The organism is Mycobacterium sp. NPDC004974, assembly GCF_053600815.1.
Genome location: NZ_JBSGAQ010000002.1, coordinates 210,986 through 228,551 on the forward strand (window position 1 = coordinate 210,986; position 17,566 = coordinate 228,551).

The window sequence follows — 17,566 nt, forward strand, 5'->3', positions numbered from 1 at the left end:
CAGATAGCTTCGCGCGGTCAGTGATGGCTGACACCCTCACCCGTACCGAAGGAGACCGAGTTGCCCCTCGCTCTACGCCCCTATGTGACCGCCGGCGTCGCGCTCGTCGGCGCCGGCATCATCGCCGTCACACCGGTAGCCGCGCCCCCACCCGCGGTCCAAACCCACGCAGTTCAGCTCAGCGCAGCGATCGACAATCCCATCGAGGTCTTCGCCCCGGTGTTCACCCAAGCGGGCACCGTCGTGCAGAACGCCATCCAGGCCGAGCTGAACAACCCCTTCCCCGTTACCAGGGCGATCATCGACAAGGCCGCCGCGGATGGGAAGGCGCTGGGGGACATGGCAACCGCTTTGGCACCGGTGGTCCAGAACTTGGTGAAGTACTTTCCGGTGACAACAGAAGTCGCCATGAAGAGGCTGGCCGAAGGCGATCTTGACGGCGCTCTCGGCACCTACATCGGATTGTTCTTCGGGCCGGTCTGGGTGGGCTTCATGCAGTACATGAAGGTTGTCGGGCTCGTCGAGGACAAGTTCGAGATCGCCAAGCGCGTCACCTCGGCGGCGATGTACTACGCGTGGGGAATGATCAGTGTCGCGGCGTCCGGTTTCGGCTTCGCCCAGACCGTTGCCGCCAACATCGAAGCCGTCGGCAAATCCATCGCGACAGGGGATCCGACGAACGTGGTCAATGCCGTGCAACACGGCATTGCCAACGTCGCATCGGCGGCGATCAACCAGGCCGACTATCTGAAACTCGTGCTCGATCCCCGTCCTGCCCTCGCAGCGGCCATCAACCCGCCGCCGCCCGACCCCGAGGAAGAGTTCCTGACCGCGACCACGGATCGCCAGGTCGCGGCGGTATCGCTGCCGGCCACCCCCGCCCCGTCGGTCGAGGTACCGCCGGCGGAGCCGACGACCGAGGACGTGGCGACCGGAGTCGACGCGCCCGGCGAAGCGACGCCGGCAGCCGAGACGCCGACGACTGAGACCAGGTCGCTCGTTCGCGACAGCCTCGTCGCCGTGCCCGGGAAGCCCGGGATAACGAGCACGACCAAGAAATCCGCCGCCAAGTTCGTCTCGGAGGTACGCGACGGAATCTCCACCACAGTCAACAAGATTGGCGAAGACGTGAAGAAGGCACTCGCCAAGCCTGAGAAAAAGTCAACGAGTGCTTCAGCCCATGCCGACAAGGCGAGCGACGCCGGGTAACACCGACTGCGTCAGAGCTGGATGGCATTTCGCCCGTCGACCCAATCACCCGATACCCGTTTGAGAAGAATCTTCCGAAGAAGGAGATCCCCCATGCAACGCGCACTAAGCCCCTACGCGGCGGCTGGCGTAGCACTGGCCACCGCCAGCGTCATCGCTGCGACACCAATCATCGATACCGCGCCCCATATCCAATCGCGCACCGCGAGTACGTCAGTCGAACTCGCCGCGCTCACCAATAGCGTCGTTGACCCGTGGATCACACAGTTCAACGCAGCCTCGGCCAACATGACTCAACTCGCGCACGAGTACTTCCTGGCCCCCGGCCCGGACGTGCAGCAAGCCGTCGTCAACCAGGTGGGCTATCTCAACACCCTCCTCAACGACCCAGCCAGCATCGGGACGGTTATCCAGAGCATCGGCGCCAACGCGCGGAAGGTACTGGAAGGGCTGACCTATATCGGCCTGGAGAGTGGAACCTTTCCGCTCGGGCGCCGCCTGTTGATGAACAACGACTACCTCCACACGGTGATGGCCCAGTACCTGCCGCTGTACCTGCCGGCCGACATGGATCCTCAGACCGTGCAGATCGCCATTGAAGTCGTCAAGGCCCTGGGCACACCTCTGTCCGGCGTGCTCATCGGTTTTGCGGGTCCGATCGTCAGCCCGGCGGTGGCATTGCTCAACAGTGTGCAGGCCATCGCCGGAGAGCTGGGTACTGATCCGGCAGTCGCTCTCCAGACGCTAATGGCAACCCCGGCCAACGTCGTCGGCGCATTCTTCAACGGCGCCACCCTCGATCTCTCAGCGGTACTGCCGCTGGTCAACGGGAGCATGCCCGAGGGCACCTCGATCGACGCACTCAGCGTGGCATTCGGCGGGCTGCTGACTGCGGGTAACACAGCGTGGAACCCAGCAGGCGAGCTCGTTACGTTCGGCCCCGGCCATATGGGCGGATCGATCCTGAACTCGATTGGCTTGTCCATCACGCGACCCGACGGCGCCGGAAACCCGTCGACGATGGTGATTGCCGGCAACGCAGTGGGCCCGCTAGGAGCGCTGGCCAAGCTGTCGCAAGTCATTGCGAAGGAACTCGGGTGGGATGGCAAAGGTAACCCGCTCACCAACCTGAAGTTCCCCGAAATCAACCAGGGCACAGCTACTAACGCAACCGTCGACCCGGCGCCACATGCTGTTACATCAGCTACTGGTATCCCTGAAAGGCCCCAGCTTGAATCCGCTGACACCGCGGACACGGCTACGGCTACCGGTGACAACAGTGCGTCCGTCGCTCCGACGACGAGCGATACGGTCGACACGAATGAAGACACGATGGCCGCCGTTCCGCCCGCACCCGCAAAACGAGCAACGGTCCCGCTTACCCGGCAGAGCCTCGCCGCCACACCCGGCAAGGCCAGCGCCAAGGTGGCCTCGGATGTCCGCGACGGAATCGCGGACGCCGTCAACAAGATTGGCGAAGGCGTCAAGAAGGTCTTCAGCAAGCCCGCCAAGCTGGCCAAGGCTGACACAGCCAAATCCGATGCTGGTGGTAGTGGTTCGGCCAAACACCGCGCAGGTGACGGAAACTCGGGGGATGCCAAGTAACACAGACCCAATCGACCCTCGCCTGGCGGCCGGGCGGGGGTCGATTGCCGTGTGAAGCTGCTGTTATGGCGCGGCCATCACCGCGGTGAACGTCATCCGGTCGCCCCGGTACAGGGAACGCCGTCTCGACATCGGCGGCACCCTGGTGCTGGCCGGCTCGGTCACCCCTGGGCCGCCGTTGGCGGTGAATCCGGAAACCGTTGTACGGCAATGGCTGACCATCACCGGTGTGCACAACTATGAGCCCCGGCACCTGCACCAGGCCGTCGAATTCCTCGACCGCACCCGCGAGCGCTATCCGTGGGAGTGTCTGGTCACGCCGCCGGTGGCACTGTGCGACATCGCGTCGGCGTTACGCCCTCCGCCTGCCGGCAAGCTCCGGACTGCGATCTGTCCCTGACCGGCGCCGTCAAAAGTTTTGACGGACTTTGGCGCAACACACTTTCACGAGAGCTTCCAGCGGCGCGCCACAAACGACGAAACTACGGGCTCTGACGTGAAATACGTCAGAGCCCGTAGTTTCGTCGCAAGAAGAATCAGCCCTGGAAGACGCGGATCCAGTCGACCAGCATCTCGGCCGGGTAGTTGCCGCCACTCGGATCGCGGCCGCCCGAGCCGCCGATGGCGATGTTGAACACCGGCACCAGGGTGTAGCCCGGATCGTTGAAGGGCCAGTCATCCAACGAGTTCGCCGGAACCGTGAAGAAAGGTTCCATGCCGGGGGCATAGTCCTTCCAGAAGTACATGCCCGTCGGCGTCCACGACATCCGCCAGGTGTGCCATCCGCTGTCGATGGGGTGCGGGTCGGTGGCGAACGATTCACCGTCCAGGCGGGCGTGCACGGTGCTGCCCGACGGCCAGTCCCGGTTGCCGTACCACTCGACGAGGTCAACCTCGCCGCCGCGGACAGGATCGTCATTGAGGAGCCAGAACGCGGGCCAGGCGCCGTCGGTCAGGCAGTTGAGCTTGACCCGGGCCTCCCAGGTGGTGCCGATGCCGCCGCGCCAATTTCCGACGACTTTGGCGCTCGCGTACTTCTCCTGGATCGTGGTGCCCGGGCCGCGCGTCGCGCGGATCACCAGGTTGCCCTTGCCGTCCTGGAACGCGTGGTCGGTATCGGTGACGTAGCGGCCCATGTTGAACGGCTTGTCCCACTCGACCGGGTTCTTGATCATCTCGCGCTCCGGCACGAGGTGCCACCACGCCGGATCCGGCGGAGAACCGGCCGGGCCGTTGAACTCATCCTGGAACAGGAAGGTCGACTGCGCCGAGGCGGCAGCGGGCGGGGTGGGAGCTCCGGGGGCAGGCGCCGGCGGGTTATCACCAACAGCCGGGTCGGCGTTCGCCATCCCGGCAGGCAATGCAGCCGCTGCCACCCCCAGACCCATCATGAACATCACACTGCGACGATCCATCTCAGGCACAGCAGAACTTTAACCGAACTCTTACGCAGATATCCGACCCCTGCCCAAAGTTTCGTAGGGCCACACCCGTTTCCGCAGCTAGGGACATACGGCAGGCGCGTCGTCACGCACCGGAACGTCGGCGGGCAGGGTGTAGGTCACCACGACATCGGCATCGGCGGCGCCCTCATTGGTCACCCGGTGCGCCACCCCGGCGGGAATGACGACCGCCTGGCCGGCGGTGTACTCCACCGGTGCGCAGTCAGCCGCGGTCTGCACCACCACGGCGCCCTCGTTGATCACCGACTGCTCCCATCCGGGATGGCTGTGCCAACCGCTGCCGGCCCCGGGTTTGAGCAGCAGGCCCTGCACGTGCAACGTGATGGGCTGGCCCGCGGTGACCACCCAGATCGGTGCGGTGGTGGTGCCTTTGCCCAGATCGGTGCGCACCACGTCGCCCTCAGCGGGCGTGGCAGCGGCGGGGGCGGCCGACACACCCGTGGCGATGACGGCTCCGACGACGACGGCATAGATGCGGTTCACAGTGCCTCCCGATTGTTGATCGAAAGGTAGCCCGCTCAAGCGTATTTCGTCACTGGAAAGGCTGGAACGGATACTGCGGCTGCTGCTGGTACGGGTACTGGGGTTGCTGCTGATACGGGTATTGAGGCTGGGGCTGCTGCGTCTCACCCCGGTTCGGCACCTGGATCGGAATCGGCACCGGGACGAACGGCACGGTGACGTATGTCGTCGTCATCGGGTTCGTCGTCGTGGTGGTCGTGGTCGGCGTCGTCGTTGTAGTCGTCGGCGGCGTTGTGGTTGTTGTGGTGGTCGTCGTGGTGGTGGTCGTGACGGGAGGCGGCGTGGTCGTCTGCGTGACGACACGCGTCTCGGTCACCGGTGGCGGCGGTGCTTGGGTCACCGTGACCGGCGGAGGCGCCTCGATGACCGGCTCAGGCGCGGGTGGCGGCTCGACCGGGGCCGGCGGTGGGGCCTCGACCGGGCTGGGGGCCACCTCCTGCGGAGGCAACGGCTTGGGCTCGGGCGGCTTGACCTCTGAACTCGGGGCGCTGCCCGTCGAACTGGTCAATGCATACGTCACCCCGCCGATGGCGACGAGGACCAGAGCGGCGGCCACGGCGAAAACCGTCAGCGGCAACCGCTCCCATCCGCCGCGCGGCTGCTCGATCGGACCGGTCGGCGGGACGTACTGCACGGCGGGCCGCGCCGCGGTCTCGCTGCCGTAGGAATCCACCAGATCGGGTCCGGTGTAGGGCACCACGTCGTCGCCCGCATCATCTTCAGACCACGCCAGCGCCCGGAACGTCGATGAACCCTCAGAACCCTGTGCGGCGGAAGGGATTCCAGCCGTCGGCACCGCGGCCGCCACCCCCAGGGTCGGCGCCATACCGGTTTGCGCATCAGATTCGGCGAGGTAGGCGGCGGACAAGGCAGCACCGATCGCAGCGTCCAGCGCGGGCTGCGGAGTGGTCACCACCACGGCCTGCGAGTGTTCCGAAAGTTGTTGAGTGACCAGCGGAATGCTGGCACCGCCCCCGATGGTCACCACCGCTGAGACCGCCGGCCAACTGATCCCGTTGCGCTCCAACGCTTTTTCGAGCGCGTCCAACACGCCGGCAAGCGGAGCCTGCATCAACGACTCGAGTTCGGTGCGGGTCACCCGCACGGTGGCGGAATAGCCGGGCAGTTCCACCACCAGATCAGTCACGGTGTCAGCCGACAGCCGTTCTTTGGCCTGACGGCACTCCTCACGCAGCCGAGCCAACGACCCGACCGCCGCGGTGCCGGCTGGATCGATGCCGCCGGCCTGAGCGACCCCGTCAAGCACATGTGTCAGCAACGACTGGTCGATCTGATCACCGGAGAAATCGGGATAGCGGGTGGTCTCGTCAATGGGTTCGAGCGCCGACGCGGCGTCGGCCAGCGTGATGCTGGTACCGCCGCCACCGAAATCCAGCAGTGCCACCACGCCGTTGGGCGGCAGGCCCGGGTTGGCCCGCAGTGCGGCCAGTGAGGCGACGGCGTCGGGGACGAGCCGGGGCGGCCTGCCGTCGCGGGAGAAGCTGGGGTTGGTGCGCAGCGCATTGCGCAGGGCACGCATCGTGGGTGCACCCCAGTGCGCGGGCACGGCGATGGCCAACTGATCGGATGGTCCGCCCGCCAGGTCCACCATCGCGTCGAGGGCTTCGACCAGCAGGGTGTCGGCGGGATAGGACGCACCGTCGGGCGCCACGAGGGGCACCGGATCGCCGACCCGCTCGACAAAGCCACTCAACGTGACACCGGAGCCGGATTCAGGCATGCCGACTTGCGGCGTCCGGTCTGTCGACAAGGTCAACACCGAACGCCGGCTGACAGGTTGATTGCCGACACGCGCCGCAACCAAGTTGGTGGTCCCGATCGACAACCCCAACGGGCCGCTCATAACGCACGCCACGATAGCCGCAGTGCAGCCCCGGAGCCTTCCGACACTCCGCACCTGCGCGGCCAAGCATGTTCGGCCGGTGCGCTTTTGACTACGTCAGCAACGCTAATGCCGCACACAGGAACAGCAATGGTCACCCTGGACGAAGATCAAATCGCCACGTCGGCAAACGGTTTCAGCCCCTGTGGCGAATGTACGGCTTCTCGCGCCGAACGCCGTGGCTCCGCCGCAAGAGAATGCACGTTCACCACAGTGGACACAGAGGCTATTCCAGCTGCCCACGGTGTGCTCCAATGTCGGGCATGGGTGACATCGACGACATCAAGCAAGTCAAATACCGGTACCTGAGGGCCCTCGATACCAAGCACTGGGACGAGTTCGCCGACACCCTCACCGAGGACATCGCCGGCGACTACGGGCAGTCCATGGGCAAGACGCTGCACTTCACCGACCGCGACTCGCTGGTCGAATACATGAAGAGCTCGCTGGGCCCGGAGGTCATCACCGAGCATCGGGTCGCGCACCCGGAGATCGAGGTGAACGGCGACGAGGCCACCGCCACCTGGTACCTGCAGGACCGGGTGATCATCCCCAACATGAACTTCATGTTGTTCGGCTCGGCGTTCTATCACGACCGCTACCGCCGCACGGCCGACGGCTGGAAGATCAGCGCCACCGGCTACGACCGCACCTACGACGCCACGCTGTCGCTGGAGGGCCTCAACTTCAAGCTGGAACCCGGTACCGCCCTTAACATTTGACGCGCTATTTCGCGACGGCGATCACGGCGCCGGGCCGTAGCCACTGCATGATCTTCACCAAGGTGGCGTCGTCGATCGCGACGCAGCCGGCCGTGGGCCCGCCATCGGTGGTGTGTACGAAGAACGCGCCACCGTTGCCGGGCACCCTGGCCTTGTTGACGCCCATCACCACGGCGTGCTTGTAGGCCGTGATGTCCAGGTTCTCGGTCCCGCTGCTCGGGTCGGTGTTGAACGGGCACTGCGCCTTCTGGCACACCTGCATGGTGTTGTAGGTCGGGCTCTTCATGTCGCCGTCCCACCAATGGTCCGGGGTGACCTGGACATACTGCAGGCCCCCGCCGGGATTGGGTGCGGTGCCGAAGGCGAAGTCGAGACTGAACACACCCATCGGCGTCTTCATCTCACCGTCGTGGGTCTGCGGCGCCATTCCGTTGGCGCCGATGTTGGCCGGAATCCCCGCACCGATCGGCTGCCATCCGGCCGGCCCCCGTTGCCAGACATCCATCTTGGCCTTCGAGCCACCCACGCCGACAACCGAAATCACCTGGGTGGCGTTGCCGACCGAGGGGGCGAACCAGGGCGGGTCGACGGCACCGGCGGTGGGCGCGCATGCCAGCGCCAGCACCCCGGCACACAACAGGGCGAGCAGTCGGCGCATCCGTCCATCGTCGTTGCCGTCCCTCTCGGCCGGATAAAGCTTGGAGCACGATCCGGTCGCGACGGTTACGTTGGCGCCATGGACGTGCGCGCGATCGGCAAGGGACTGGGCACCTTGGACCGCGAGGTCTTTGAGGCGGTCGCCGAGTCACCGAGCCCCCTACTGGACTCTGTGATGCCCGGGCTGACCAGGGCAGCAGACCATTCCAAACTGTGGTTCGCCATCGCGGCGGCGATGGGCGCGCTGGGCAGCACGGCGGTACGGCGCGGCGCTGCGCGCGGCGTGGTCAGCCTGGCCGTCACCAGCCTGGTGACCAATCAGGTGGCCAAGCGGATCTGGAAACGGCCCCGGCCGGATCACCGCCTGATCCCCGTGGCGCGGCGGATCCGACGCATGCCGACATCGCACTCGCTGCCGTCCGGTCACTCCGCGAGCGCCGCGGCCTTCGCCGTGGGTGTCGGCCTGGAGTCCCCGGCCGCCGGCCTGCCACTGGCGCTGCTGGCCGGCCTGGTCGGGTTGTCCCGGGTCGCCACCGGCGCGCACTATCCCGGCGACGTGTTCGCCGGATTCGGCATCGGCGCCGCGATCGCGGTCCTCGGCGCCCGCGTCGTCCCCACCATCCCCGCCGCCACCCTGCCGAAGTCCGATCCGCTGCGGTTCCCCACCGAGCCGCGACCGGACGGCGCCGGCGTCGCCCTGGTGATCAACCCGGCCTCCGGCGACGGAACCGGCGCGCGAATCATCGATGACGTCCGAAAAGCCCTGCCGCGCACCGAGATCATCGAACTCGGCGATGACGACGACATCGAGGCGGTGCTGCGGGAGACGGCCGCCCGTACCGACGTGCTCGCCGTGGGTGGCGGCGACGGCACGGTGGCGGGTGCGGCAGGCATCGCCGTCGACGCGGGTGTTCCGCTTGCGGTGTTCCCCGGCGGGACGTTCAACCACTTCGCCAAGGACATCGGCTGCGATTCGGTGGCCCAGACCGTCAAGGCGATCGCCGAAGGCTCGGCCGCCTACGTCGACCTGGTCTGCCTCAATGAGGAACGCATGGTGATCAACACCGCCAGCATCGGCGCCTACCCGAAGTACGTGCGCACCCGGGAGAGGCTGGAGCACCGGATGGGCAAGCGCTTGGCCGGGATGTACGCGCTGTACCTCACGCTGCGCCGGGAAGCCCCGGTCCGGATCAGCTATGACAACAAGACCCTTGAGACCGAGTTGTTCTTCCTGGGCAACTCGACGTACTTCCCGTCCGGATTCGCCCCGTCACAACGCCCGCGCCTGGACGATGGGCTGATCGACGTGCGCATCCTGGAGACCGGGCGGCGCTTCAGCCGGCTGCGCATCGCGACGGCCGTGGCACTCGGCCGGCTGGAACGCAGCCCGCTGTATCACGAGCTGCAGGTGCCGCAGTTCCGGTTCACCGCGGTCGACGGCCCCACCACCGTGGCCCACGACGGCGAGGTCGGCGAGGCGCTCAGCGAGGCCAGTTTCACGGTGCGGTACCGGGCGCTGCCGGTGTTTCGTCCGCTGCCGTGACGACTGCCGGATACGGCGGGCACAGCAGGTAGACCGCCACGAACCAGGAGTAGCCCAGTGCCCAGCCGGCCATCACGTCGGAGGGGTGGTGGACGTTGAGCACGACCCGCCCCACCCCGATGGCGACGACCACGAGCACCCCGGCCGCCACCCACCAGCCCCGCTGCCGCGGGCGAAGCGTCGGCCAGGCAAGAACCGACAGGGCCAGCGCCGAGACCATCACGCCCAGCGCGTGCCCGGACGGGAACGAGGTCGAGAGCGCGTGGACCAGTGCGGTGGCCGGGCGCGGACGATCTGCCAGAAATTTGGCCACCTCGGTCGTCACCGCGCTGAGCTCAACGGTCAAGAGCAGGAATAGCGCGATACGCCGTTGTCGTCGCCGCAGCGCAACGACGATCATCACCAGCGCCAGCAACCGGAACGCGAAGGGCCCGAGCACCGTGCAGAACACGTTCCAGGCCGTCACCCAGCCCGGGTGCGCCGCGCCGTACCGGTACGGGCCGGCCAGCCCGGCGTCGTCCAGGTCGGCCAGCCAAGTCCACTGCATCGCGTAGCCGACCCACAGCGCCGCGTACACCGCGACGGCCACTACCGCGCTCACGATCAGCCACCTGGCCCCGGTTTTCACCAGATCATCTCTACCAGCTCCAACCGATTTGCCATGTTTGCGCGCTACCGTCGAACACATGGCACTGATCCTGCGAAAGCTGATGCACATCGGCGCACTGCCGGAGGGTCTGCGGGCCGAAGCCGAAGCCGAAGGCATCCTCTTTCTGGCCGAATACGTCCCGGTGACCAGGCGGTTCACCGGAACGATCCCGGGCCTGCGGTCGGCGGGCAGCGTCGCCAGTTATGCCGGTGCGCTGGCTCTGACCAACTACCGCGCGCTGGCCACCATGTCCACCCTGCCCAAGCTTGCCGGCCGCAGCATCGACCAACCGTGGTCAGCGCCGCAGGTCGGTGCGATGCACGCCGAACTCGACCCGACCGGGCTCACCCTGACGGCCGATGTGGCCGAGATCGACCGGCGCTGCCGCGGCCGATTGTCGCTGCACTACAAGACCGCGATACCGGACGAGATCCTGACGCAGCTGCCCCGCCGGTCCCTGGCCTTCGACGTCGGGCCCGAATACGTTTTCCGCGCTGTCGGGGTGCCGTACCACCCTTAGTTCTGACGGTTCATCAGCGCGGCGATCACCGCGGTGAACTCGTCGTCGCGGTTGATCTCCAGCCCGCTCGCGCGGGCCGCGCCGTCCAGGACGTACCAGGCGAAATCGGCCAGGTGCGTCACGATCTCTTCGCGTGACCGCTCCGGCGCCGCACCGCGGATCCACGCCGACACGGTGGCTTCCACCATCGTCACCACCGCGAACGGGACCGTTTTGAACGCGGTGTCATCCACCCCGATGGTCTGGGCGATCGTGGCGATGATCCCCTCGGACTGCCCGGTCATGCGGAGCTTGAGCTCGCTCATCGCGTCCAGCGAGCCGTCGCCGTCGAATGTCGGCCCGCGCCGGACGAACTCGTCGAGGCGCGGGTGATCGAGCATCCAATCGGCCACCGCCGCCACGGTGCGGGTCAGGATCTCGCGCAGCGAGCCGTAGGAGATATCGAGGTTGGGGTCGAGCACCGCCGCGAAATCGTCGAACACATAGGAGCGGACCCGTCGCTCGAGCTCGTCCTTGCCGGCGAATTGGCGGTACACCACCGACTTCGCCACCCCGGCGCGGTCCGCGATACGCAGCATGGAGATCTCGGCGCCCGGTGGATTCTCCTCGATCAAGGCGACCGCCGCCTGCAGGATCTGGGCGCGCCGCTCGGTGTTGTGCTGCTCCCAGCGGGCGTCGTAGCCGCTGACCACAGCAGGTTCGGTGGCAGTCGGCATGGCCTCCACCCTACCGACGACGCCCCGTCGAATAAGTGGCTCTCGGTGAGCCAAACGGTTGCGGGCCAAAGGTTCAGCCTGTTCGGTCGTAGGGTGGACGGAAAGGATGTGACGTGACCGAGCCGCTACACCAGAACCTGCTGGTCGTGCACTGGCATGACCTCGGGCGCTATCTCGGCGCATACGGCCGCCCCGACGTGGCCAGCCCACACCTCGACCAGCTCGCCGCCGAGGGAATCCTGTTCACCCGCGCACACGCCACCGCGCCGTTGTGCTCACCGTCGCGAGGATCGCTGTTCACCGGCCGGTACCCGCAGAGCAACGGCCTGGTGGGCCTGGCGCACCATGGCTGGGAGTACCGCGCCGGGGTACGCACCCTGCCCCACCTTCTCGCCGAATCAGGTTGGCACACCGCACTGTTCGGCATGCAACACGAGACCTCGTACCCGGCCAACCTGGGCTACGACGAGTTCGACGTGTCGAATTCGTTCTGCGAGTATGTCGTCGAGCAGGCCACCGCTTGGCTGGCCGATGCTCCGCAACAGCCGTTCCTGTTGACCGCCGGATTCTTCGAGACGCACCGCCCATATCCCCGAGACCGGTATGAACCGGCCGAATCGGCGACCGTCGAGGTGCCCGACTATCTGCCCGACACCGGCGACGTGCGCGACGATCTCGCCGAGTTCTATGGATCGATCGCGGTAGCCGACGCGAAGGTGGGCGAACTGCTCGATGCCCTGGCCGCGGCCGGCCTCGACGAGAGCACGTGGGTGGTCTTCATGACCGACCACGGGCCGGCGCTGCCGCGGGCCAAGTCGACGCTGTACGACGCAGGCACCGGCATCGCACTCATCGTGCGTCCGCCGCGGGGTTCTGCCGTTGCGCCGCGCCGCTACGACGAGTTGTTCAGCGGGGTCGATCTGCTGCCCACCCTGCTGGAGTTGCTCGGCGTCGATATCCCCGGCGACGTCGAAGGGCTGTCACACGCCAGCAACCTCCGGGCAACCTCCACGGAAACCGGCGAGATCCGATCCGAGGTGTACACCACAAAGACCTATCACGATTCTTTCGACCCCATTCGAGCCATCCGCACAAAGGAATACAGCTATATCGAGAATTACGCGGCACGGCCATTGTTGGACCTGCCGTGGGATATCGCCGACAGCCCACCCGGACGGGTGCTCGGCGACACGGTCCTGAGCCCCCGGCCCGGTCGCGAACTGTACGACCTCGTCGCGGACCCGACCGAACGCAACAACCTGCTCGGACCCGATGCCACCGACAAGGACGAGGCGATCGCGGAGAACCTCGCACTGTTGTTGAACGACTGGCGCCAGAAGACCCTCGACGTCATACCCTCCGAATTCGCGGGCACCCGCATTTCGGAGCGTTATACCCAGACATATCTGAGCATTCACGGCCGTCCCGCCACCAGCCGATCTGCCATCGCCACCGACCGTGGCATCACCGATACCCATCAATAGTTTTCATCTCGGTGAATAAAAACTCTTGACGCTTCTTCGAATAGGCGCCGCAAATCAATGATGGTTAGAGTCTCGCCCATGTCAGATCATCCGACTGCCTACCTGGTGCTCGCTTCCCAGCGCAGCGGGAGCACCTTGCTGGTGGAATCCCTGCGCGCCACCGGCATGGCCGGTGAGCCCCAGGAGTTCTTCCAGTACCTGCCGACCACCAGCATGTCGCCGCAGCCCCGGGAATGGTTCGCCGGCGTCGAGGACGAGTCGATCCTGCGCCTGCTCGATCCGCTGGTCGAGGGCAAGCCGGATCTGGCCCCGTCGGAGATCTGGCGCGACTACGTCCGCACCGTCGGCCGAACCCCCAACGGGGTGTGGGGCGGCAAGCTGATGTGGAACCAGACCCCGTTGCTGCTGGAACGCGCCGAGGGCCTGCCCGAGCGCTCCGGGCCCGGTCTGCTCGCCGCGATCCGCGACGTCATCGGCAGCGACCCGGTGCTGATCCACGTCTACCGCCCCGATGTTGTGTCACAGGCGGTTTCGTTCTGGCGGGCGGTGCAGACCAGGGTCTGGCGCGGCCGGGCCGATCCGATGCGCGATGCCCGCGCCGAGTACCACGCCGGCGCCATCGCCCATGTGATCAAGCTGCTGCAGGCCCAGGAGGAGGGCTGGCGCTCCTGGTTCGTCGAGGAGAACATCTCCCCCATCGAGGTGTCGTATCCCTTTCTGTGGCGCAACCTCACGACCGTGGTGGCCACGGTGCTCGAGGCACTCGGCCTGGACCCGCGACTGGCCCCGCATCCGGTGCTGGAACGCCAGGCCGACCAGCGGTCCGACGAATGGGTGGATCGCTACCGCCGCGATGCCGAGAAGGAGGGGTTGCCGGTATGACGGCCACTGATCTTTTGCATGTCGACGAATTGCGGCTGCTGGAAGCCGAAGCGGTGCACATCATCCGCGAGGTGGTTGCCGAGTTGCAGCGCCCGGTGCTGCTGTTCTCCGCCGGCAAGGATTCCATCGTCCTGCTGCGCCTGGCCGAGAAGGCTTTCCGCCCTTCGCCGTTGCCGTTCCCGGTGCTGCACGTGGACACCGGGCACAACTTCGGCGAGGTCATCGAATTCCGCGACCGCCGCACCACCGGCGTCGGGCACAAGCTGGTCGTGGCCTCGGTGCAGGAGACCATCGACAGCGGCCGGGTCGCCGATCCGGGGCCGGGAGCCTCCCGCAACCGGCAGCAGACCCGCACGCTGCTGGACGCGCTGGAGGCCGGCGGATTCGACGCGGCGTTCGGCGGCGCCCGCCGTGACGAGGAGCGGGCACGTGCCAAGGAACGCATCCTGAGTTTCCGCGACGAGTTCGGTCAGTGGGATCCGCGGGCCCAGCGCCCCGAACCGTGGTCGCTGTACAACGGCCGGATCCGCAAGGGTGAGCAGGTCCGGGTGTTCCCACTGTCGAACTGGACCGAGCTGGACATCTGGCGCTACATCGAGCTGGAAAACCTTGAGCTGCCGTCGATCTACTTCGCCCACGAACGCGAGGTCTTCGAACGCGACGGCATCCTGCTCGCAGTCTCGGAGTACGCCCAGCCGGTCGGTGCCGAGCGCGCGGCGGTGGAGTGGGTGCGCTACCGCACGGTCGGCGATCTCACCATCACGGGAGCCGTGCGGTCGGAGGCCACCACCATCGACCGGGTGATCACCGAGATCTCGGCGGCCACCGTCTCCGAACGCGGTGAGACCCGCGCCGATGACCGCACGTCCGTCGCCGCGATGGAAGACCGCAAACGAGAGGGCTATTTCTGATGTCTACCCGTCAGCTGCTGCGCATCACCACCGCCGGTTCGGTCGATGACGGCAAGAGCACCCTGATCGGCCGCCTGCTGCACGACACCGACAGCCTGCCGCTGGATCATCTTGAGGCCGTGACCGGTTCGGACGGCGTCGCCGATCTGGCGGCGCTGTCGGACGGCTTGCGGGCCGAACGGGAGCAGGGCATCACCATCGACGTGGCCTACCGGTTCTTCTCGACCGCCACCCGCAGTTACATCCTGGCCGACACTCCCGGGCACGAGCGCTACACCCGCAACATGTTCACCGGCGCCTCCAATGCGCACGTGGCCATCCTGCTGGTGGATGCCCGGGCCGGGGTGCTGCGCCAGACCCGGCGCCATGCCCGCATCGCAAAACTGTTGGGCATCAAGCACTTCGTCGCCACGGTCAACAAGATCGACCTGGTCGACTTCGACAAGGGCCGGTTCGCCGAGGTCGAGCAGGAGCTGCAACAGGTCGCCGACCGGCTCGGCGGGCTCGATCTCACCGTCATCCCGATCGCCGCCAAGCTCGGTGACAACGTGGTCCACCGCTCCCAGAACACCCCCTGGTACGACGGGCCCACCCTGCTCGAATACCTCGAAGGCATCGAACTGGCAGCGCCGCATGCCGACCCGGCGAGCCTGCGGCTGGCCGTGCAGTGGGTGTCCCGGCCGACTACCGAACAGCGTCGCCGCTACACCGGCAGGCTGTCCGCGGGCACGCTTCAGGTCGGTGACCCCGTCGTCAGCCTGCCGGCCGGCACCCGCTCCATCGTGACAGCCCTGGATACCCTGGACGATGACCGATCGATAGGCGTTGCACCGCTCTCGGTTTCGATCGAGCTGGCCGACGACATCGACGTCGGGCGCGGCGACGTCTTCGTCAGCGGCTCCTCGGAGGCCGTGGTGCCGGTGCTGGCCCGCGAGATCGACGCGACGGTGTGCTGGTTCTTCGACAACCCGCTGCGCGCCGGCGACCGGCTGGCCCTCAAGCAGGGCACCCGCACGGTACGGGCCACGGTCCAGGAGTTGCACACCAAGCTCGATCCGGAGACCCTCGACGAGGTCGAGTCCCCGGTTGAGCTGGCGCTCAACGACATCGGCTCCGTCACGTTGCGGACCAGCTCGGTGCTGGTGGCCGACAACTACGCCGACAACCGCGACAACGGTGCGTTCATCCTGATCGACGAGGTGTCCAACGACACCGTCGGTGCCGGGATCATCCTGCATGCGCGTGAACTCAAGCCGAGCGGGCACAACCGGTCCGACATCAAATGGCATCCGTCGTCACTGGACCGCGACTACCGCTGGAACAGCACGGGCCAGCGCGGCGCCACCATCTGGTTCACCGGCCTGCCCGCCTCCGGTAAATCCACGCTGGCGGTGGCCGTCGAGCGGGCCCTGGTCGAATCGGGCCAGGTGGCCTACCTGCTCGACGGGGACAACCTGCGTCACGGCCTGTCCGATGATCTCGGCTTCTCGGCCGGTGACCGGACCGAGAACATCCGCCGCGTCGGACATTTGACCCGGCTGCTGGCCGATGCGGGCGTGGTGGCGCTGGCGTCGTTGGTGTCGCCACTGAAGTCCGACCGGGACACCGCGCGGGCCCTCAACGACGCCGCCAAGCTGCCGTTCATCGAAGTACACGTGGCGACGTCACTGGCCGAGTGCGAGCGCCGCGATCCCAAGGGGCTCTATGCGCGGGCCCGGGCCGGTGAGCTCAGCGGGCTCACCGGTGTCGACGCTCCCTACGAGGCGCCCGAGAATCCCGACCTGGTGCTCGACACCACCGGCGCCGTCATCGACGACCTGGTCCAGCAGGTCATCGACTTGCTCAACACCCGCCGCTAACCAGCGATTTGGGTGCATTCAGCGGCGGTCAGCGCCGTTGAATGCACCGAAATCGCGGACTAACTCGTGATTTGTGGAGTCTTGGCCGTATCGAGCACGGCTGAAACTCCACAAATCGCGGCGATGACGTGGTCGAGGTGGGTGACATACAGCCCGTGGGCGGCGCCGGGGATCTCGATGAGCTCCGCGTTCGGCAGCAGCGCGACCGTGGGACGCCCGGAGAGCTCGATGGGCGTCGACACATCGGCATCGCCCTGGATCACCCGAACCGGAAGATCGAGGTCGGCAAGCTCGGCACGGTAGTCGGCGTGGGCGCCCATCTGCTGGGTGCCGACCAGAGTCTCAACGGGCAGGTCGGCGACCTGGTCCACGGTCCACTCGACCACCTCGGGCGACACCTCGTGGTCTCCGAAGAAGGGGGCGGCGTTGTCGACACACCATTGCCGCACATCGCGTTCCAGCTCGGCGGTTACCGCGTCGAGGATGGCCTCATCGACACCGTCCGGGTTGTCCTCCGCCTTCACCACCATCGGGAGCTGAGGTGCCACGAGCACCGCGTGATCCACCCGGTCCACCCCGTGTCGACTGAGGTAGCGCACGATCTCACCGCATCCCAGGGAGTGCCCGACCAACGTGACGTCGTCGAGATCCAGGTGATCGAACAGCGCGGCCAGGTCGTCGGCAAGCAGATCCACCGTCCACTCGCCCTCGTAGGCACCAGAACTTCCGTGGCCGCGCCGGTCGTAGCTGACACACCGAAAACCCTTGTCCACCAGATGTTCGATGATCTGATCCCACTGGCCCGCATTGAGTCCCCACGAGTGGGTGAAGACCCGGACCGGTCCGGACCCGGTGTCGGTGTAGTGGATGTCGGTGCGGTCTGCGGTCTTGAATGTCGGCATGCGTCAATGCTCACCGCCG

The 17,566-nt window shown here is 66.7% G+C and carries 16 protein-coding genes and 1 pseudogene; 10 read left to right on the forward strand and 7 right to left on the reverse strand.

The annotated features are described in order from the left end of the window. Nucleotides 1-60: 60 nt before the first annotated feature. The 3 genes and pseudogenes from ACWEFV_RS05925 to ACWEFV_RS05935 all read left to right on the forward strand — a co-directional run. Complete coding sequence (locus ACWEFV_RS05925; RefSeq protein ID WP_450069423.1) at nt 61-1,209, forward strand: hypothetical protein; 1,149 nt, start codon at nt 61-63, stop codon at nt 1,207-1,209. 21 nt (nt 1,210-1,230) lie between these two features. Then, complete coding sequence (gene gjpA, locus ACWEFV_RS05930) at nt 1,231-2,814, forward strand: outer membrane porin GjpA (protein ID WP_450069424.1); 1,584 nt, start codon at nt 1,231-1,233, stop codon at nt 2,812-2,814. Between the two features lie 121 nt (nt 2,815-2,935). Further along, nucleotides 2,936-3,214, forward strand: a pseudogene (locus ACWEFV_RS05935) (dehydrogenase); the annotation flags it as partial. 136 nt (nt 3,215-3,350) lie between these two features. Here the strand turns inward: ACWEFV_RS05935 and ACWEFV_RS05940 are convergent. From ACWEFV_RS05940 to ACWEFV_RS05950, 3 genes are all read right to left on the reverse strand, one after another. Further along, nucleotides 3,351-4,229, reverse strand: a complete 879-nt coding sequence (locus ACWEFV_RS05940) for a glycoside hydrolase family 16 protein (RefSeq protein ID WP_450069742.1) — start codon at nt 4,227-4,229, stop codon at nt 3,351-3,353. An 87-nt stretch (nt 4,230-4,316) separates the two neighbouring features. After that, nucleotides 4,317-4,760 (reverse strand): cupin domain-containing protein, encoded by a 444-nt coding sequence (locus ACWEFV_RS05945; RefSeq protein ID WP_450069425.1) that lies wholly within the window; start codon nt 4,758-4,760, stop codon nt 4,317-4,319. Between the two features lie 49 nt (nt 4,761-4,809). Continuing rightward, complete coding sequence (locus tag ACWEFV_RS05950; protein ID WP_450069426.1) at nt 4,810-6,663, reverse strand: Hsp70 family protein; 1,854 nt, start codon at nt 6,661-6,663, stop codon at nt 4,810-4,812. A gap of 302 nt (nt 6,664-6,965) precedes the next feature. Here ACWEFV_RS05950 and ACWEFV_RS05955 point away from each other — a divergent pair, with 302 nt between their 5' ends. Next, nucleotides 6,966-7,424 carry a nuclear transport factor 2 family protein gene (locus ACWEFV_RS05955; RefSeq protein ID WP_450069427.1) on the forward strand — a complete coding sequence of 153 codons (459 nt, stop codon included), beginning with the start codon at nt 6,966-6,968 and terminating at the stop codon, nt 7,422-7,424. Nucleotides 7,425-7,428: 4 nt separating this feature from the next. Here ACWEFV_RS05955 and ACWEFV_RS05960 read toward each other — a convergent pair whose 3' ends face one another. Continuing rightward, entirely contained in the window at nt 7,429-8,082 is a 654-nt protein-coding gene (locus tag ACWEFV_RS05960; RefSeq protein ID WP_450069428.1) for a L,D-transpeptidase family protein, read from the reverse strand. Nucleotides 8,083-8,160: 78 nt separating this feature from the next. Here ACWEFV_RS05960 and ACWEFV_RS05965 point away from each other — a divergent pair, with 78 nt between their 5' ends. Further along, complete coding sequence (locus tag ACWEFV_RS05965) at nt 8,161-9,624, forward strand: bifunctional phosphatase PAP2/diacylglycerol kinase family protein (RefSeq protein ID WP_450069429.1); 1,464 nt, start codon at nt 8,161-8,163, stop codon at nt 9,622-9,624. On the opposite strand, the gene ACWEFV_RS05970 is transcribed toward ACWEFV_RS05965, so the two are convergent. After that, a complete protein-coding gene (locus tag ACWEFV_RS05970; protein WP_450069430.1) occupies nt 9,578-10,225 on the reverse strand; it encodes a phosphatase PAP2 family protein in 648 nt (215 codons plus the stop codon). The genes ACWEFV_RS05965 and ACWEFV_RS05970 overlap by 47 nt on opposite strands. Before the next feature lie 85 nt (nt 10,226-10,310). Between ACWEFV_RS05970 and ACWEFV_RS05975 the strand changes: the two genes are divergently transcribed. Continuing rightward, nucleotides 10,311-10,793, forward strand: a complete 483-nt coding sequence (locus ACWEFV_RS05975; protein WP_450069431.1) for a hypothetical protein — start codon at nt 10,311-10,313, stop codon at nt 10,791-10,793. On the opposite strand, the gene ACWEFV_RS05980 is transcribed toward ACWEFV_RS05975, so the two are convergent. Next, nucleotides 10,790-11,509, reverse strand: a complete 720-nt coding sequence (locus tag ACWEFV_RS05980) for a TetR/AcrR family transcriptional regulator (RefSeq protein WP_450069432.1) — start codon at nt 11,507-11,509, stop codon at nt 10,790-10,792. The genes ACWEFV_RS05975 and ACWEFV_RS05980 overlap by 4 nt on opposite strands. A gap of 113 nt (nt 11,510-11,622) precedes the next feature. Here ACWEFV_RS05980 and ACWEFV_RS05985 point away from each other — a divergent pair, with 113 nt between their 5' ends. The 4 genes from ACWEFV_RS05985 (at nt 11,623) to cysC (ending at nt 16,645) form a co-directional block, all read left to right on the forward strand. Further along, nucleotides 11,623-12,993, forward strand: coding sequence for a sulfatase family protein (locus ACWEFV_RS05985; protein ID WP_450069433.1), 1,371 nt, complete (start codon nt 11,623-11,625; stop codon nt 12,991-12,993). Between the two features lie 78 nt (nt 12,994-13,071). Continuing rightward, a complete protein-coding gene (gene stf0, locus ACWEFV_RS05990; RefSeq protein ID WP_450069434.1) occupies nt 13,072-13,875 on the forward strand; it encodes a trehalose 2-sulfotransferase in 804 nt (267 codons plus the stop codon). Continuing rightward, nucleotides 13,872-14,786, forward strand: coding sequence for a sulfate adenylyltransferase subunit CysD (cysD, locus tag ACWEFV_RS05995; RefSeq protein WP_450069435.1), 915 nt, complete (start codon nt 13,872-13,874; stop codon nt 14,784-14,786). Before stf0 ends, cysD begins: the two co-directional genes overlap by 4 nt. Then, nucleotides 14,786-16,645 carry an adenylyl-sulfate kinase gene (cysC, locus tag ACWEFV_RS06000; RefSeq protein WP_450069436.1) on the forward strand — a complete coding sequence of 620 codons (1,860 nt, stop codon included), beginning with the start codon at nt 14,786-14,788 and terminating at the stop codon, nt 16,643-16,645. Before cysD ends, cysC begins: the two co-directional genes overlap by 1 nt. A gap of 59 nt (nt 16,646-16,704) precedes the next feature. On the opposite strand, the gene ACWEFV_RS06005 is transcribed toward cysC, so the two are convergent. Next, nucleotides 16,705-17,547: an alpha/beta fold hydrolase gene (locus ACWEFV_RS06005; RefSeq protein ID WP_450069437.1), complete on the reverse strand. Its 843-nt coding sequence runs from the start codon at nt 17,545-17,547 to the stop codon at nt 16,705-16,707. Between the last annotated feature and the right edge of the window lie 19 nt (nt 17,548-17,566).

Excerpts from the sequence above, each read along its gene's own strand:
- ACWEFV_RS05940 (WP_450069742.1), bottom strand. The coding sequence starts at position 4,229 with ATGGATCGTCGCAGTGTGATGTTCATGATGGGTCTGGGGGTGGCAGCG.
- ACWEFV_RS05965 (WP_450069429.1), top strand. The coding sequence starts at position 8,161 with ATGGACGTGCGCGCGATCGGCAAGGGACTGGGCACCTTGGACCGCGAG.
- cysD (WP_450069435.1), top strand. The coding sequence starts at position 13,872 with ATGACGGCCACTGATCTTTTGCATGTCGACGAATTGCGGCTGCTGGAA.
- ACWEFV_RS06005 (WP_450069437.1), bottom strand. The coding sequence starts at position 17,547 with ATGCCGACATTCAAGACCGCAGACCGCACCGACATCCACTACACCGAC.
- cysC (WP_450069436.1), top strand. The coding sequence starts at position 14,786 with ATGTCTACCCGTCAGCTGCTGCGCATCACCACCGCCGGTTCGGTCGAT.
- ACWEFV_RS05975 (WP_450069431.1), top strand. The coding sequence starts at position 10,311 with ATGGCACTGATCCTGCGAAAGCTGATGCACATCGGCGCACTGCCGGAG.
- ACWEFV_RS05950 (WP_450069426.1), bottom strand. The coding sequence starts at position 6,663 with ATGAGCGGCCCGTTGGGGTTGTCGATCGGGACCACCAACTTGGTTGCG.
- gjpA (WP_450069424.1), top strand. The coding sequence starts at position 1,231 with ATGGCATTTCGCCCGTCGACCCAATCACCCGATACCCGTTTGAGAAGA.
- ACWEFV_RS05980 (WP_450069432.1), bottom strand. The coding sequence starts at position 11,509 with ATGCCGACTGCCACCGAACCTGCTGTGGTCAGCGGCTACGACGCCCGC.
- ACWEFV_RS05960 (WP_450069428.1), bottom strand. The coding sequence starts at position 8,082 with ATGCGCCGACTGCTCGCCCTGTTGTGTGCCGGGGTGCTGGCGCTGGCA.
- stf0 (WP_450069434.1), top strand. The coding sequence starts at position 13,072 with ATGTCAGATCATCCGACTGCCTACCTGGTGCTCGCTTCCCAGCGCAGC.
- ACWEFV_RS05955 (WP_450069427.1), top strand. The coding sequence starts at position 6,966 with ATGGGTGACATCGACGACATCAAGCAAGTCAAATACCGGTACCTGAGG.